The sequence below is a fragment of the Helicobacter bilis ATCC 51630 genome (assembly GCF_000686565.1).
GTDB lineage: Bacteria > Campylobacterota > Campylobacteria > Campylobacterales > Helicobacteraceae > Helicobacter_A > Helicobacter_A bilis.
In genome coordinates this window covers 1-17,058 of record NZ_JMKW01000047.1, presented here as the reverse complement: position 1 = coordinate 17,058, position 17,058 = coordinate 1, and the positions used below count along the sequence as shown (strand labels likewise).

General features: G+C 31.2%; 18 protein-coding genes and 2 pseudogenes. All 20 read right to left on the bottom strand.

All coding sequences use genetic code 11. From position 1 onward, the window contains the following. Nucleotides 1-116 (bottom strand): phage baseplate assembly protein V (locus T368_RS16785; RefSeq protein WP_248646239.1); only part of this gene is annotated, 116 nt, incomplete at its 3' end. A 363-nt stretch (nucleotides 117-479) separates the two neighbouring features. Further along, complete coding sequence (locus tag T368_RS0108865; protein ID WP_004084771.1) at nucleotides 480-1,916, bottom strand: hypothetical protein; 1,437 nt, start codon at nucleotides 1,914-1,916, stop codon at nucleotides 480-482. A gap of 235 nt (nucleotides 1,917-2,151) precedes the next feature. Next, on the bottom strand, nucleotides 2,152-2,784 hold the full coding sequence (locus T368_RS0108855) for a hypothetical protein (RefSeq protein ID WP_004084769.1): 633 nt from the start codon (nucleotides 2,782-2,784) through the stop codon (nucleotides 2,152-2,154). A gap of 258 nt (nucleotides 2,785-3,042) precedes the next feature. Beyond that, a complete protein-coding gene (locus tag T368_RS0108850; RefSeq protein WP_138160914.1) occupies nucleotides 3,043-3,528 on the bottom strand; it encodes a hypothetical protein in 486 nt (161 codons plus the stop codon). A 111-nt stretch (nucleotides 3,529-3,639) separates the two neighbouring features. Continuing rightward, the gene (locus T368_RS0108840) at nucleotides 3,640-4,806 is read right to left on the bottom strand and encodes a hypothetical protein (protein WP_004084765.1); all 1,167 of its coding nucleotides are present in this window, start codon (nucleotides 4,804-4,806) and stop codon (nucleotides 3,640-3,642) included. Between the two features lie 79 nt (nucleotides 4,807-4,885). Beyond that, nucleotides 4,886-5,716 (bottom strand): hypothetical protein, encoded by an 831-nt coding sequence (locus T368_RS16780; protein WP_004084764.1) that lies wholly within the window; start codon nucleotides 5,714-5,716, stop codon nucleotides 4,886-4,888. Nucleotides 5,717-5,807: 91 nt separating this feature from the next. Further along, complete coding sequence (locus T368_RS0108830) at nucleotides 5,808-6,071, bottom strand: hypothetical protein (protein WP_004084762.1); 264 nt, start codon at nucleotides 6,069-6,071, stop codon at nucleotides 5,808-5,810. Continuing rightward, nucleotides 6,040-7,845 (bottom strand): M23 family metallopeptidase, encoded by a 1,806-nt coding sequence (locus T368_RS0108825; RefSeq protein WP_004084760.1) that lies wholly within the window; start codon nucleotides 7,843-7,845, stop codon nucleotides 6,040-6,042. The genes T368_RS0108830 and T368_RS0108825 overlap by 32 nt, the downstream gene beginning before the upstream one ends. An 8-nt stretch (nucleotides 7,846-7,853) precedes the next feature. Further along, the gene (locus T368_RS0108820) at nucleotides 7,854-8,498 is read right to left on the bottom strand and encodes a hypothetical protein (protein ID WP_004084758.1); all 645 of its coding nucleotides are present in this window, start codon (nucleotides 8,496-8,498) and stop codon (nucleotides 7,854-7,856) included. 21 nt (nucleotides 8,499-8,519) lie between these two features. Then, on the bottom strand, nucleotides 8,520-8,972 hold the full coding sequence (locus T368_RS16775) for a hypothetical protein (protein WP_004084757.1): 453 nt from the start codon (nucleotides 8,970-8,972) through the stop codon (nucleotides 8,520-8,522). Nucleotides 8,973-8,984: 12 nt separating this feature from the next. Then, a pseudogene (locus T368_RS17415) lies at nucleotides 8,985-9,278 on the bottom strand (bacteriophage T4 gp5 trimerisation domain-containing protein); the annotation flags it as partial. A 124-nt stretch (nucleotides 9,279-9,402) separates the two neighbouring features. Next, complete coding sequence (locus T368_RS16770) at nucleotides 9,403-9,645, bottom strand: phage baseplate assembly protein V (protein ID WP_034576387.1); 243 nt, start codon at nucleotides 9,643-9,645, stop codon at nucleotides 9,403-9,405. Nucleotides 9,646-9,676: 31 nt separating this feature from the next. After that, nucleotides 9,677-11,833: an N-acetylmuramoyl-L-alanine amidase gene (locus tag T368_RS0108810; protein ID WP_004084755.1), complete on the bottom strand. Its 2,157-nt coding sequence runs from the start codon at nucleotides 11,831-11,833 to the stop codon at nucleotides 9,677-9,679. Further along, entirely contained in the window at nucleotides 11,823-12,698 is an 876-nt protein-coding gene (locus T368_RS0108805; RefSeq protein ID WP_004084753.1) for a hypothetical protein, read from the bottom strand. Before T368_RS0108805 ends, T368_RS0108810 begins: the two co-directional genes overlap by 11 nt. Nucleotides 12,699-12,845: 147 nt before the next feature. After that, nucleotides 12,846-13,490, bottom strand: coding sequence for a hypothetical protein (locus T368_RS0108795; RefSeq protein WP_004084750.1), 645 nt, complete (start codon nucleotides 13,488-13,490; stop codon nucleotides 12,846-12,848). Continuing rightward, nucleotides 13,491-14,726, bottom strand: a complete 1,236-nt coding sequence (locus T368_RS13745) for a glycine zipper domain-containing protein (RefSeq protein WP_004084749.1) — start codon at nucleotides 14,724-14,726, stop codon at nucleotides 13,491-13,493. Then, nucleotides 14,719-15,456 carry a hypothetical protein gene (locus T368_RS0108785; protein WP_004084748.1) on the bottom strand — a complete coding sequence of 246 codons (738 nt, stop codon included), beginning with the start codon at nucleotides 15,454-15,456 and terminating at the stop codon, nucleotides 14,719-14,721. Before T368_RS0108785 ends, T368_RS13745 begins: the two co-directional genes overlap by 8 nt. Before the next feature lie 20 nt (nucleotides 15,457-15,476). Beyond that, nucleotides 15,477-15,641, bottom strand: coding sequence for a hypothetical protein (locus T368_RS15555; protein ID WP_004084747.1), 165 nt, complete (start codon nucleotides 15,639-15,641; stop codon nucleotides 15,477-15,479). Continuing rightward, a complete protein-coding gene (locus tag T368_RS0108775; RefSeq protein ID WP_138160998.1) occupies nucleotides 15,631-16,353 on the bottom strand; it encodes a hypothetical protein in 723 nt (240 codons plus the stop codon). Before T368_RS0108775 ends, T368_RS15555 begins: the two co-directional genes overlap by 11 nt. 121 nt (nucleotides 16,354-16,474) lie before the next feature. Next, nucleotides 16,475-17,058, bottom strand: a pseudogene (locus T368_RS15915) (bacteriophage T4 gp5 trimerisation domain-containing protein); the annotation flags it as partial.

The following is a 17,058-nucleotide window of genomic DNA, read 5'->3' as shown; positions in this document are numbered from 1 at the left end:
TATAAACTTCCAGATATAAATGGCTTATCTATATCATTATCTAAGAAAGAGATTATAACTTCATCTCCAATTCTTGGTGTATGATAAAAGCCAGAAAAGTTACTTGCAATTTTCATATCTATTTCTATATATCAAGGACAGCAATCAGGAGAATTTATCATTTTATCAATAAGATGAAAGATGAGGATAAACTTGTGTGCCAATAGCAAAAAAAGACATTCCTATAAATATAGAAATGAAACATATACCAGCTATATAAGCATCTACTAAATATTTCTCTTTTGTTTTTATAAAAATAATCCACAAAAAAACAAATAATAAAATAAGCCCGATTAAATGTATTACAAAAGGCATTGAATCATTTGTAATCTCAAATCTATATCGCAATGAAAAAATAATAATGAAATTTGCAAACTCCATAGCAAAAGGCATAAGTAGTGTTATAAAAATAATCCCAAATATCTTAAGTTTCCTTTTCATTATATGATTTTCCCATATCTTATTCTAAGTTCGTTCCCATACTTTATGCCTTTTTTATTGGCTGCTATATCGCCTTTGTCAAACCCTGTTCCTTTCCCACCACCTTTTTGCTTTAACCAATCTCCAACTTCTACTATATATCCACCGATAAGAGATTGAGGGGCACTTTTCATAAAACACAATCTAGCACTTTCTAAAAAATGCAACACCTTATCCAATCCATTCTCATCACCATTATATTTAGGCACATAGTTTTCATAAAGATGGAAGATAGCCGCACCTCCTTCTGCCCACTCCTTTTTGTAATTATTGTCTAAATACCTACGCCAAAAACCAATGGAGTAATTAACGATATTAACAATATTGGATTGTTGTGTATAATGATTTTCATATAAAGATGAATGAAATTTAATGCTTTCTTCAGTTATATACCTCCCAAACTCCACATAATAATCTTGTGGAAAATTATCTTTATAAACTTTATAATCCTCAATGAGTTTATCTAATGCTTTATATATTAAGGGATTTCTACTCATATCCTTGCGGTTAATTATATCCATAGTTTGTAATGATATTGGACGAACATCATCTATTTCTACTACTTGTCCATTAAACCAAGATTTTACAATATAAAGTTTATTGGATTCTAGTTTGTTTGCTAGAACTTCTTGACTAATGCTAGAATAAGGTAAATCAGTAATATTAACCCTGCCTGCATCTTTATTTAAAAATGCGAATGGCACATCATAATCAATAATAAACTTATGTATAGATTGTATATTACCCTTTTTCTCATTCATTTTTGTAATAGACTCTATCTCTTTTTGAAATTTCTTTAAAGTATCATCATTATCAAAGTGTAGATTCTTGTTCTCTTTAGATTGCGTTGTTGTTTGATTGGAATCTAAATATAAAACATACTCACTTTCTTGTGTGAGATTCTCATCTTTATAAATTTTAAAATGTATTGAATTTTCTTGTAATTGTATATAGTATTCTTTTTGTGTTTGATTATTAGAATCTTGATTTAGTAGATTTTTCAAAGCATATTTCTTAGTAGGATTTGGACATTGAGATATATTGAGCATTTTACCATTAAAATAAAATGTAGGTATCTTAGCAAAACTTTCTACACATAAATGTCCATACTCATAACTTCTACATATTTTCCTATTGCGGTTTATAGGGTATGAATAATAATCTGGGCGATTGATTGTAATTTCAAATCTATTGATATTTTTAATGTGTTCTTGGATATTAAAAAGAGTTTCTCCTTGAGAATTTGTTTTATCTGGTAAAGCAATCTTTTGTCCTTCTCTTTGCCCCATAGCCAATAAAATAACTTCCGCATCCTCAATAGGATTGTCTTTAAAATCTACAATCTGTATTCTTAATGTATCTTTACTATACTCTCGGGTGTTTTCTTTATTTGACATTTGTTCTTTCCCATTAATTCCTAGTTAATCTTATACTATAAATATCGCTTTGTAATATTGGCATTGTCTTTTTGTAAAATTTGCTTGGTTTTGTTGCAATCTTTTGTGATTTGCTTCTAAAGCCTTTCATAATGTATTTTCTTGCTTGATAGCTATCGGTATATCGATTGATGATTCTTGTTACAGAATCTACACTAGCCCTAGTATCAGTATTAGTCTTAACAAAAAATAGGTTTCACTCATGCTTTTTTAACGCCCCATTAGATTCTAAGAGATTATCCTTAGCGGCTTTGTCAATTACATCAAATATCACTTCGGCATCATCATCAAATGGAGAGTCTGGATTTAGTGGTTTCTTATTCATTATGAGTTGGTAATAACCTTTTGGATTCGGATAAAAGATTTGTTCAAAAATATTTTTATATTTAGGATTATTATAAATAAACTCTGTGATTTCTCGCAGGGCTTTGTTGTATGGATAGTAATAACATTGTGCGGCTAATGCAGAATTTAATCCAGAGCTTACATTATCGTCAAACTTTGTATTTGGGCATACCTTACCTCGCTCTTTAAGCATTGTTAAAGAAATATTTTTAATGATTGTTTTATCTTTTAAATCTATATGTTTGATTACTGCTTTATAATAACTTGAATAGAAATTATCAATAATGGCAAAATAAGAAGCAGGTATCATGCCCACACCACCACATATATCCATTTCAGATTCTGAAAGTTTTGGCAAATCACAATCAAAGCTAGGCTTAATGTTATCTTGTTGCAACATTTCTTCAAGGCTTAAGGCATTGAGGCTTGAGACCAAAATAAATACAATATAAAATTTATTCAAAATCTTTAAATATTTCAGCATTTTTTATCCTTGTGTATGTTTGTTGTCTTTCTGGTAAATTATTGTATCCACCATTAATCAAATAAAATCGTACGCTCTATAGAGACAATAAAAGGCTTAAGAATTTTTACTAAATACCCTATCAATATTCTTTCTCTTTCAAGTATTATAGATACAAAATACATTATATTCGCACTTTTAACGCTCCATTAGATTCTATCAATCCATCTTTTATGGCTTCATCGATAATCTCTCCTATCATCTCTGCATCAAAATCTCTTAGTTCATAGGGGATATTGTATTTTTTGTCATTATGAGGTGATAATATTTGTTAGGATTGGGATAAAAGATTTGCTCAAAAATATACTTATATTGCGGGTGAGTATAAATAAATTCTGTAATTTCTCGTAAGGCTTTGAGATACACAGATTCATAACAATTCATCATCAAAACACTTGCATATCCGCTGCTAAGATTCCTTAAATCAATAGGATCGTAACCCTCTTTGATTAGTTTCTCATTTTCTCTATCAAACGCCTCTTTGCTGAAGTTATCGTGAAAATGCAGTTTTGATGGGCATTGTCTGCGTTGCTTTAGCATTTGTAATGAGATATTTTTGATTCTTTGTTTGTCGCTATAGTTAATTTCTTTAATGATAATCTTATAATAACTTGCATAAAAATTATCGATTAGAGGTATTCCATTAAAAGCCATACCGATACCATCGCTACAAATAGCTTTTTCATCACCGCTCTTAGCTTTCATGCAATCAAAGCTAGGCTTCACACCTGGTATCTCAAATCATCTATGCTTAAAGCATGAGAGAGATTTAAGAACAAATTAAGTATCGATGATACAACAAAAATATATAAGCTTTTATTCAAAGTCATCAAATATCCTTTGGGTTCTAATGTGATTGAGAGAATCTTGTCTGTTAGATAAACCATTATTTCCACCATTTATCCTTTGGGAGATAAGGCGTAAGTTATTGCTAAGATTGGGTATATTAGCTACTCCTGTGGGAGTGGGGCTAATGCTATCCTGTGCATTAGCTATATCGTATAGATGTGTTCGTGTTTCTCTTGAAATGAGAGTTTTCCATACATATATACCAGCAAGTAAAGCCTCTAAGCCATTATTAGCCAAAGAGTCTCTATTATTAGCATTATTAACAAAGTCCCTATTTTGTAAGCCACCATACAATGGATTAGTAACCCTTTGATTAAACCCTGTATAGCCCTCATTGCGTCCCTGCTCTATTGAGCCTCTACCTGTGATATGTAACAATCCTCTACCTCTAAAGTTATAGCCATCATCTGTGTTGGGTCTATTGCTTAACCAGCGATTACTATTATACTTTAGATTTGTACGCTCTCTAGTAATATTTTCTTCTAAAGCCAATGTATTTCCACATTCTGCTCTAGCTTGTGCAAAGAAATGCTCTATTCTTGCCCTAGTATCAAGCTTATAATGCACAAACATAGGTTCATTATCAGCATGGAGTCTATTAAGCTCATTTACCATATCTTTTAGTTTTTGCACTTTAGCATTTACTTCATTGTGTTGATTTCTTTGTGCTTGTGTGGTGGGCGTGGTTTCTAATATCGCATAATTAATCCCATTAAACACTCTTTTTAGCATATCGTATCGAAAACCTCTTGTAATGATTTTATATTTAGGCTTCTTTAACACTTCTTCCCCATTCTCATTTTGTAGTATATCCTTAGGGCTAAAAGCAAAGACTATGATTTGTTTATTATAGCTATGCCATTGGTGTTCTATGAGATTAATTTCTATTTGTTCACCTCTGTGTTTTTGATTGTTTCTTTTAAAGAATTGTAGTTCACTTAGTAAGATAGTATCGGTATTATACTCCTCTGTTTGTGAGAGTTCTTTATATACCCAATAGGTTTGTTGCTTTTGTGCATTAAAGCTTTCTTCACTCATAGAATCTGGCTTAGTATAATTAGCAGTGAGTGCTACTCTGTGTTTTTTTATATCATCTGCTCTTTGAATCTCCCTGTGTAAATCGATAGATTGCAAATCTGTGTTAGAGAGAATATGAGTATATTCTACTAGAAGTGTTATTGGAATTGTATTATTAGATTCTTAGTATTACTCATTAAGGCTTGATTGCAAATCTCTGTATGGAAGCTATAAAGCCATTTATTTCTTTAGCTAAGTCTATCCCTCCATTATCTCCATAGCTTTCTCCTCCATGAATATAGAAACCTTGTCTTTTTGTGCTAGATTCTGTAGTGTTAGTGCAGTCTTTATCTGTATAGATAGGGATATTATATTTACCCCATTGCTTTTCACCTTCTTTAGTTCTTGAGAGAGAATACCAAGCATTATTGTATGTTCTTATGCCGCTTTGTTTATTGTCTGTGCTTTTGTTTATATCTATGTAGTAGATTCCTTCTGGTATTGCTCCTTTATCTTTCTCTTTTTGCCATCCTTTATCCAAACAAAAATAAGAAATAGCATTCTCTTTTTCTTTATAACTTACAAAGTTTTCATATCCATATTGCTCTTTTAAGCTTTCTTTTTCTTTTATGCTTAAAGCATTTCCACTATAAGCCCTAAAATAATCTATCACTTGATTGCCATTATTTATATAGAGTTCTTTCCCATTGAAATATAGGCTAGGCTTAGATAAGAGATTAAGAGAAATTGTATTATTTGTATTATTGTAGCTATTTGTAATTCTCGCTACATCATTTTTCGCTTTTCTATAAAATCTTTCATCAAAAACTTCAAATCTAAATTGGTTAGCATTAATAGGAAGAGTAAAGATTACTTCTCCATTTTTAGAAATTTGTTCTTGCTGTTCATTCTCGGGTGTTGTGGAGTCTTTAACATGCAGCGGAATAAGTGTTATTTTTACGCCATTTACAGGAGTGAAAGCATCCTCAAGATACACTTTGACTTTTAATTGCTGTGTTTTTACCATCTATTGTCTCACTTCATTAGTTGTTCTTTATATTATATGAAATTTATATGAAATTATCCAAAGATTGTATTGCTTTTGTTATCTTTATTTTTCATTCACTCTTAATCTCCCCACCTTTAACTACAAGTCCATTAGAATCTATAACTACTTCAACTCCACCTGCTTTTATTATAACAGAGTCTCCCTTAGCAATGATTTGGGTATCGCCTACTTGGTGGAGGATTTGGTTGCCTGCATTCACTTCATAGTCTGTTGTTATTTCACTATATTTAGAATCCACACTCTCTGTGAGCTGCTTATCTGTTTGGTAGAAAAGTTGCCTCTCATTGCTTCCTCCTATCAAAATAATATTCATAAGGCATATTTTGTATTACTTCAGCTTTGGTGTTTGATTTAGATTCTTGTTTGGGGAAGTCTTGTATTGTTTTATGCCCAATATATTCTTTACCTTGTATATGGCTAGGAGCAAGGGTTATCTTAGTTATATTACCTACCATACTAGAAGTATCCATATTGAAAAATTCTTTGTGGCAGTGTAAGGCAAGGGTAAAACTTTTATTGCTTTCTTCAAATGATAGGCAAAAACACAACAATCCATATTCATCAGTTTTGCTCTCATAAATCTTATGGTGAAAATACGAATAAATATAAATGGGGGTATTTTGCAACAAACCCTGCTGATTGCTAAGAGTAAGGCTAATTGTTACTGTGCCATTTGGATTCTCTGTTTTTTGCTCTGGTGCTTGTCCTAATATACCATTTCTTTTATACCATTGATAATACATTAGCTCTAGCTCTACATCTACCTTTTTAAAATTAGCAGTTCCTGAAATCACTTGAAACCAATTATTATACGAATCTTGTTGGTCTTTATTTTTAGAATCTATTTTCCCATTTTTATATCTCCTATATAGCAAAATTTGTTGTTTGAGTTTTTCTTTTTCTTGTAAGAAATATTCACAGATTCTAAACTCCCTAGAATCAACATCTTTAGCGGTATAATATAATCCTAAGTTTTCTTTTATTGTGTTTGGATTGTGGAGCGTATAATATTTTTCAGAAGTAAAGTAAGGGAAAAAGCGTCTGCCCTTTGGTGTTTTTATCTCTAATAAATTAGAATTTTTATCATAACTATATTCATAAATTTTATTCAAACCATCTGTTTGAATGATTGCTTCTTGCTCATCACAATGTGTTTCTTTTATCTTATAAGCTGTATTCCAAAATACTGCTGGATTAAGTAGTCTATCTTTAGAATCTTGTATTTGATAATGCAAATGGATAGCAAATTTATTTCTTAGATGTCTAATAATTTCATTTTTTATTATTTGCTCTTTTTTATCTCCTAAATCCTTGCGTTCCATAAGTTTTAAAAGTGTATTAAGATGTATAGCTTGGATACCATTTTTATGCAATGTGTCTATATATGGCTTGTGTTGTTTTGTAATGCTTTCTTGCCACTTTTTATTAATGAGCTCTTGAGCTTTTTGCATTTGTATATCATCTGTTATTTTTTCCAAAAAAGCAAAATCATTTTTTAAAAAATCAATGAATGCTTGAAAATAATCCACTTCTTGAAGTTTCAGCACATTATCATAAATGATATTAACTTGCTGATTATCTATATTAGATAAAGACTTACCGATACCACCGATAATTCCTACCAAATCCCCTTGTTTGATTTTTTGCCCATTTTGGACAAATACGACATCCATATGAAGCAATCCGTGTTTATTTTTATCTTTATCAATGATATACACAGAGTTTAAAGAAGACTTTTCATTAAAAATAATTTGCCCATCTATTGGTGAAAATAATGGTGGCTTTTTATAGGTAAATTCCCCCATTGAAAAGCTTTGTGAAAAGCATATATCTATGCCAGAGTGTGGTTCTCTGTTTTTTAAATCCGACCTCCTGCCAAAGGTGCTTGTTATTCTATATTTGCTGTCCTTTTGAAATGGTTTGATTGTTGGGTTTTCTTTATTAGATTCCAATACATCAGTGTAGAGATAGCCATTCCCCAATACCCTACCTTGTGCATCTTTAGGTATTGGTATTGCTTGATTTTTGTCTTTATTTCCGAATAGCATCATTGTAATCACATTTTTAAAATCATCTGCTAGTAACATTGCATTCCTTAAGGCATATCGGGCGATTCTTGTGCCAGAATCTCAAGGGCATTTTGCGTGCGTGTCTCAAAGGCTTTGCGATAATCTTGTATCGCTTTTTGTGGGAGATTCTGCTCTTGTGCGACATAGTGTGCCAGCTCATCAAAAATCTGCATATACAGATTACAACTTGCCTCGAACTCCAAACCATCAAGGCGATGGCATACATTTTCTACATCTTGCAAGGGATAAGACACTTCAAAGCCGAGCACACTGCGTGGTAAAGATTGCAAATTTGTGGTGCTTAAAAAAGCCATGATTTTATACTGCAAGATAGAATCTAGTGAATGCATATCAGTGGCTATGCGTTTTTTAGCCATAAGTTCTGCAGTAGCGGCTTTGAGATTTTGTATTGCCGCATAGTAGCAGCTCTGCTCCTCACTATAAGATTCCTCATTTTGTGAATCTTGTGGCACATTGTAGGTGTGACTTAGGTTTTTGCATTCCTCTTGTGTTAAGTCATTTAGAGAATCTAACTTGGCTTTAGTGATAAGGTTTTGCAATACAGAATCTAGCGATACAATGCTTTGCGTTGTAGATTTTGCATTATCTTGTATCGATATACTCCAAACATAGCCTATAAGACTACATAATAGTAATGGTATTATTTTCATTTTTGCTCCTTTTATTTTCTCTCACTCACTCTTAACCTCTCCGCCTTTTACCACTAAACCATTAGAATCTATAATTACTTCTACTCCACCTGCCTTTATTATTACAGAATCTGAAGTAGCTGTTATGGTAGTCTCGCCCACTTGATGAGTTATTTGATTGCCAGATTCTACACTATAATCCGTTGCTATTTCCACATTAGATGAGTCGGCTTCCAATCTTAAATGTTTTGTCGCAGTAAGAGACATAGAATCTTTAGTGTCCAACACTAAATTATTTGCAGAATTAACAGCAAACTCATCATCAGTGCTAACCCTTATATCCTTTGCCACATTTTGTGTCAAACTTCCCTCAATATGTTCTTGCTTCTCTCCTTTCACAACTTGATGTAAATCCCCACCAATATTACTAGAAAGATTATTATCTATCTCCACTTCCTTATCTCCCCCAACATACTCACTACTATCCTTAGCCACTCTTAGTTTATTACTAGCTCCTACATTTAGAGTATTACTTAATCCTACTATGGTATCTTTACTTAGTGCTACATTAGTAAGATATTCTGCTCCAACTCTTACATCTTTTAAACCTAATATTTCTTGCTTATGATATTTAGTAATAGATTCTGTGTAACTTCCTTTTACTTTAGAATCTTTATTGTTTTGTATGGTTTGAGAGAAATTATGTTTTATATATTCATTATAGTCTTTTTGTGCTCTTACATAGATTTCTTCATTATCTTTTATATTTGATAGGGTAAGTTCATTATAACCTTGTTCAATGATGTTTGCTGTGTTTGAATGCTCTGTTTGTGATGAATCTGCTTGGTTTAGTGAATCTATTGGTACAATTTTATTAATTATGTTATGCTTAATAAATTTGTTAATGCTTATAAATCTGATATGTTCAAGAATTTGTTGTAGCTGTTGTTTGTGTTAAGCTTGTTGGTTTTGATGAATTTGTTTGGCTTATTAAGCTTCTTATATTTGTTAAGTTTATTGTTCTACTTGATAAGGAAGTCTTATGGGAATCTAGGGGATTATGTATTAGGCTAGGATTAGTTGTATTATATAAACTTCCAGATATAAATGGCTTATCTATATCATTATCTAAGAAAGAGATTATGACTTCATCTCCAATTCTAGGCAATGCAAAAAACCACTGCTATTACTTGCGAATATTATTTATTGTTTTTACGGAGATAGTTACTAATAGCTAAGAATAATTTATTAGCTATTGCTTTTCTTTGAGTTTTATTATTTAATCTCGCTTTGTCGTCATCATTGCTTATAAAGCCAAGTGTTACAAGCACTGAAGCCACATTGACAAATTTTGTAAGATAGAGATTAGATTTGTTTTCAAAGTAAGTATTATTTGTTACAGGATATATTTCTTTTAGGTGCTTAATAAATCTTTTTTCTTGTTCTGCATATGCTTTATCATTGTAAAAACACCGCATTCCACTAGCACTCTTTGTCGCTTCACTATCAATATGAAGTGATAGAAAGAGTAAATTCTTACTTTGTGTGTTTTGTTTTATGGCATTAACTTTCCTTACCCTCTCATCCAAACCTATTATCTCATCACTATTTTTTTGTAATTTTATAAGAGTTGCTATATTTTTTAGTCTAGCCTCTATCATTTGGATAATATCATAAACTATATCCACCCTTTTCATACTATTTTGTTCGTATTCTAATGGTATTGCACCACTATTACCTAAGTCTAAAATCACAATAGGTTTATGAATAAATAATGCCTTAAAGAAAGGTGTTTTTTCTTGTTTATCAAAGTAAGCAAAGAATATAACTATTTTCTCTCGCCAACTCTCTCTTATCTCATACTTATTATTCCCACTATTCCCCAGATTCTTTAGTCCTAGCATTGCTCTGTTTGCAATAGTGATATTGCTTGTTTTCTCATCTATATTGCTATCAGTTATATCAAATACCATATAAGCATATTTGATATATTGTCTAAACCTTGTATCCTTGAGATTATGTGTAGGGATTAGTTCTATAGTATCTTTGTAGATATTTGCTTTGAGATTAGATACCTCATATTCATATTCAAGGCTTAGTTTTGAACCATTAAAGCTAAAATAAGCTTGTAAGAGTTTTAATTCTTTTGTGCTTTTATGTTTCTTTTGTATATTTGTAAAGCTCTCATATTGATTAAGACTTAATTCAAAGTTACTTTCATCAAAGTTATTTCTATCAGGAATAAAGCTTAATTTATCTATAGTATCTTCTTTCCCTACATAGACATTATGCACTATAAGCTTTCCGTTATTATCACTTTTGCCTTTAGCTACCACTCTTTTAAATCTATGATTATAAATATATATTGTTGTATTTCTTAGGAGATTCCCACTTATACCATTATGGCATTTCTCTATCTCTATAGTAAGAGGTATAGAATCTGCTATGGGTTTGATGTGTAATTGTTTAGATTCTGTCTTATTTGTCTCTTTAGATTCTTTCTTAGAATCTAACGCTTTTTCTTGCAATGTTTCATAGAACTCTTTATCTATATCCAAGTAATTAGGAAAGCTTTGCATTAAGAGGATTGTTTTGAAGTAGGATTCGTTAGGATTATTGATAGAGCGACAAATTTCCTCGGATTCATAGCCTTTTAATATTCTTTTTTCTGCATATTTATGTCTCAAAAGGTAATCTCCTATCTGGTTTATTTTGGTTATATAGATTTTATAGAGTCTATTTTCTATCTCTTGTTTTTGCATTTCTTTTGTCTTTTCTTTGTCCTCAAACCAACCCTCACTGAAAAAGAAATCTTCAGCAACACCTGCCAAAAAAGCTCCAGCAACAGCACCCACTATAGTCCCAATGATAGGGGCAGACGAACCAACAACTGCACCAGTAGTAGCACCAGCCAAAATTCGACTACCTAAACTAATACCAACTTTTGTGGCAGTTTTTACAACAATCTTTCTAGCTCCTTGCTGTATCATATGCCGATGCTTTATAACAGAATCTACACCAATTCCAACGCTTGTTTCAAATATAACTTCCCCAACAGCCCTTTCATTAGATTTTCCCTCTGATTTCTTATAAAGATAGGAAAATATTCCAAAATTTCCCATTAGCTTATATTTATAAAAAGTCTTTATGCCATCTAAAGCGCCTTGCTTTTGCATATATTGCCCTAAAACTTCGCTAGAATAAGCTCCTAACACAGTTATGCTATATGTTGTAGTTTTTCCCCCTAATCCAAAATCATTTAAAGGTGTAGGCAATTCCTTAAAGTTTGGTGGTGTACATACCTGTAATCCTGTATAAATATCCAAAATTGTTTTATATTGTTCGCTATTTTCCACAATCGGTTTCCTTTCTTAATCGCAAGATATTTTCCATATCCAATAACATGATGTTCCCAAAACCTCCGTGAATATACTGATAATCAAATGATAGGAAATCTTGAAAATATCTTTCCTCCAAAGTTATAAGATATTTTTCAATTTTTGGTTTTAGAATCTTTTCTAATTCTTCAATGTTTTTTATGCCGTGTGCCCTAAAATTTTTGTGATTTTTGGCTATTCCAAAGGTAAAAGATGTAGAACCATCGAAAGTCCGAATTATTGCATATTCTGTTTCAAAAGCACGATAAAGTGTTTTAAATACGACATAAAAGCTTCCAAGCGACAATGCCATATTTTTACCAAAATACTTTTGGATAATCAAATTGTCATTTGTGGCATAAATAGTTTTAAGATTTAAGGTTTGTAAAATAACAATTAAGAGATTCCATATTAGTATTGCAAACACGATTCCAAGCCCAATAATTACAGCTTGTTTATACCACTCCATTTTGCTATATTGTTCATATTGTTCCATGTATTTCATTAAGCCCAAGCTGAAAAAATAACAAAGCAATGTAACCCAGCTAATCCTAAGTCCCCAAGAAATAATACTGTTGATAATTGGAATATCATATTGTATTTGCCAAATAATCTCATCACCATTAGAATCTAGCTTTATATTGTCTTTGTTTTTAGTGTCGGTTGGTTTTTTAGATTCTAGTTTGTTAGATTCTGTGCTTATAGAAGTTTCTTGTATAGAATCTCGCTTTATAGATTCTGTGGGTTTTGTCTCATTGTTAGATTCTAACATTGTAGGATTTATATGTTTTTGGTTGTTGGATTGGAGCTTTAGGAATTCTTTATCATTACCTATATTTTCCATTTAAGTTTCCTTTTATCTATTATCTAGTTCATAATTAACTCTACACTTCCAGCCATTCCCAATTCCTGCCTATGAATTGGAATTTTCTCAAATTCAGTAGAGCAAACACACAGAGTTTTATACATTGAGGTATCACATTGTTTAGTATTATTTTCCATTGTCTTTTTCCTTGCGTAGAATATCAATTGCATCATAATCAATGTTGTATTGATATCGAATGTCTTCCCTGCTATAGTAAATTTTAAATTGATTATATGATTTTTCATTGCAATTTAGCAGATGATTGATGATAAAAGGTTTTAGTAAAATGTTAGTCTCTTCAATATTATTGCTGCTTGATTCAAGAAAAATATATAAGGTTGAGTGATTGTTTATGGTATTAATTTCACAAGTAGAAACTCCCGCAATATTTACCGCACCAGTTACCATTCGTGTAAATATTATGCAATCCTTTAATACTAATTCTAAATCCTGTCCTAAATATTTTTTGATAAATAGGTTATCTTTTGTGATATACATTGTTTTAAGATTTAAAGAATAATATATTTCTCGACTTAAACATATAATTCCATAAATTAAAAATAAGGAAATAAATATTGGTTTCCAATCATGAATAATATTTGGAATCATGTAGATAATAAGAATATACATAAATCCAAATATCATAGATAAGTAGAATAAATAACCCAAGAGAAATAGGATAGTTATATTTTGTTTCAACTCCCACACAATCTCATCACCATTAGAATCTAGCTTTTTAGATTCTGCATTTTTTTCTTGTTTCTCACTCATTTACGCCACCCTCTCATCAAAGTTATCTCTATCAGTAATAAAGCTTAATTTATCTACAATATCTTCTTTCCCTACATAGACATTATGCACTATAAGCTTTCCGTTATTATCACTTTTGCCTTTAGCTACCACTCTTTTAAATCTATGATTATAAATATATATTGTTGTATTTCCTAGGAGATTCCCACTTATACCATTATGGCATTTCTCTATCTCTATAGTAAGAGGTATAGAATCTGCTATGGGTTTTATGTGTAATTGTTTAGATTCTATCTTATTTGTTTCTTTAGATTCTGCTTCTTTAGAATATCTGTCTTTAAAATCTTTATCTTTCAAATCTTGCTTGGAATCTAACTCTTTAACCTGCAATGTGTCATAGAACTCTTTATCTCTATCCAAGTAATTAGGAAAGCTTTGCATAAGCATAATAGTTTTAAAATAACTACTCTTAAGATTACTTGCTTCTTTACAGAGTTCTTCAGATTCTGCTTCTGTAAGTTCTCTTAGCTCTATATAGTGATTGCGTATAAGATAATCATTGATTCTATCAATCTTTAGTTTGTATTCTTTTTCTAATCTCTCTATCTCTGCATTATGGGCTTTATCCTTTTCTAGTTGTTTGTCTTCGTCTGCAAACATATAATCATTAACCATTCCAGCTATTAATGCTCCTGCTACTGCACCTATTATTGTGCCTACAATAGGTGCAGTAGAACCAACTGCTGCACCTGTGGCTGCTCCTGTGGCAATGCGAGTTAGGAGAGATACGCCTGTTTTGACTGCAATATTTGAAGCTACCCTTGAAGTAGCAAGTCTAGTGGCACTGCTTGAGGCGAGTTTGCTAGTTTGGTTAAGGGTGTGTTTTGTAGCATTTTCAATTATTTTGTTGCCTAGTTTGTTGTCAATAATCTTGTCTGCAAAGATTCCGCTTGCAACACTAATTCCTGCTTCTTTTAATCCTCTCTCACCAGATTTCCCCTCTATTATTGCTTGTAAAAAACTTAATAATCCTCCATTCATTTTAATATTTATTCTTGCTGATTTTTGCCCCCATTGTCCTATATTCTCTTGTTTGGCATATTGATTAAATTTATAGATTGTATAACCCTCTCCTATTGCAAAAGCATAAGGTGCTATATCTCCAGCTATTCCTAAATCTCTCCTATGAATAGGAATCTTTTCAAACTCACTACAACTACACTCTAAGCCTTTATAAATATTTTTATTTTCAATCATTGTTTGTTTGTTCCTCTCTTAGTTTGTCTATCTCTTTGAAGTATGAAATTTCATTTTTGATGAAGGTATCATTTTTAACCTTTGAATATTGTTTTTCATCTAAGTTTAGTAGATATTGTGTTATGTATGGCTCAAAGATTACATTTAATTTATTAGCTAATTCATCTGTAGTATTATCATAGGATAAATTTGATTCATCGATTCGAAATTCTTTATTTTGTAAAAAAAATGTAAGACATAAATCTTTTGTTAATTTTGGGTTTGAAGGATTAGTGGGAAGTCTCGAGGAATGAGCGTAAAAACTTCCTAGTTGAAGTATTGCTTTTTTGCCAATATATTTTTCAATAATAAGATAATTGTTAGTAATATATAGTCTTTTAAAATTAAATAGTCCTAAGATTTCTGATAAAAAAACATAATATACAGCCAGCACGAATAAAATTAAAAATAGTCCTCGAAATCCATTAAGTGGAGATGCTGTCCAAAATATTGTATAGGTGATAATAGAACATACTATAATGCTAATTATAAGGAAATAGATACGATATATTTTATTCCCAATATGAAAACTTCTCTTCATCTCCCACACAATTTCTTCCCCATTAGAATCTAGTTTTCTATTTTCTTGAGTTTTAGAATCTAACTTCTTAGATTCTGTGTTATTGTTGTTTGCTGTATTATTGCTTACTGCATTGTTATAAAATTGTGTATTGCTATGAATTTCACCCATATTATTTTTCCTTACTCACTTTATTCTAAATATTTATCAAGTTTATAACTTGTATAACTTTCTCCTATTGCCACTCCATAGGTCGCTGTAACTCCAGCCATTCCTAACTTTCTCCTATAAATTGGAATCTTTTCAAACTCATTGCAATAACATTCTAAGCCTTTATAGATATTTTTATTTTCCATTGCCTTTTTCCTTTCTCATCTTATCTATCCTATCAAAATCAATCTTTGAGCCTATAATCTCTGGGTGTTCTTGTATTGATATTTTTTCATAGTCATCTTGGCCTATATTGGCAAGATATAATTCAATTTTTGGAATCATTATTTGTTCTAGTAAATTAAAATTCGTGGATTTTAGCGGATTTATGCTCGGTAATATAAAATTATACAATTCTTTTTGCTGTTGAAAATTGATAATAGAAACAAAGCTAAAACAACCAACACTGTCCAAAATAATCGGAGATGGTTCACCTGTCAATCTTATATAAAAACTTCCAAGTGGAATCATTATATTTTTGTTGAACAATCTTTCAATGACAAGATAGTCCTTGGTAGCATATATTTTTTTAATATTAAGTGTTTTATAAAAAAAATCACAAAATATCCCAATAATTGCTAACACACCAATGACAAATATCAGAAAAGTTGCAAATCCCAAACTATATTTTAAGGGAAGCAATGTGAAAACAAAAAGCACTGCCAATAAAACAATAATCAAGATTCCCCAACTCCATAGAGCATTGAATATATTAATTTTTTTTTCCAACTCCCAAATCATCTCATCACCATTAGAATCTAGCTTTATGTTATCTTTGTTTTTGGTTTCGTTGTTTTTAGTGTCGTTGGGTTTTTTAGATTCTAAATAATTAGATTTTAGTGTGCTAGATTCTAGCATTGTAGATTCTATGTTTATAGAAGTTTGTTTTATAGAATCTCGCTTTATAGATTCTGTGGGTTTTGCCTCATTGTTATATTTTAACATTGTGGGATTTATATTTTCTTGGTTGTTGGATTCTCTACTCACCCTTAACCTCTCCACCTTTTACTACTAAACCATTGGAATTTATAACTACTTCAACTCCACCTGCTTTTAAGATTATTTTATCACCCGAAATCGTTATAGTGGTTTCACCTACTTTGCATGTAATTTCATTTCCTGCCTGTATGGAGCAATCGCTTTGTAATTCTAGTGTAGTATTGTCGGCTTGAAGTGAATATTGTTCTTCTATATTATGTTGCATCGATTTGGCATTAGTGGCAAGATTTTCTTTGACATTGGTAGAGAAGTTTTGCTGAATATGAAGAAACATTTCTCGTTGAATATTCTGTGTCAAACTTCCCTCAATATGCTCTTGCTTCTCTCCTTTCACAATTTGATGTAAATCCCTACCAACACTACTAGAAAAATTATTATTTATCTCTATTGTTTTATCTCCCCCTACATATTCACTACTATTTCGTGCTACTCTTAATTTATTACTCGCTCCTATGTTTAGAGTATGAGATAATCCTACTATGGTATCTTTACTTAGTGCTACATTAGTAAGATATTCTCCTCCAACTCTTACATCTTTTAAACCTAATATTTCTTGCTTATGAT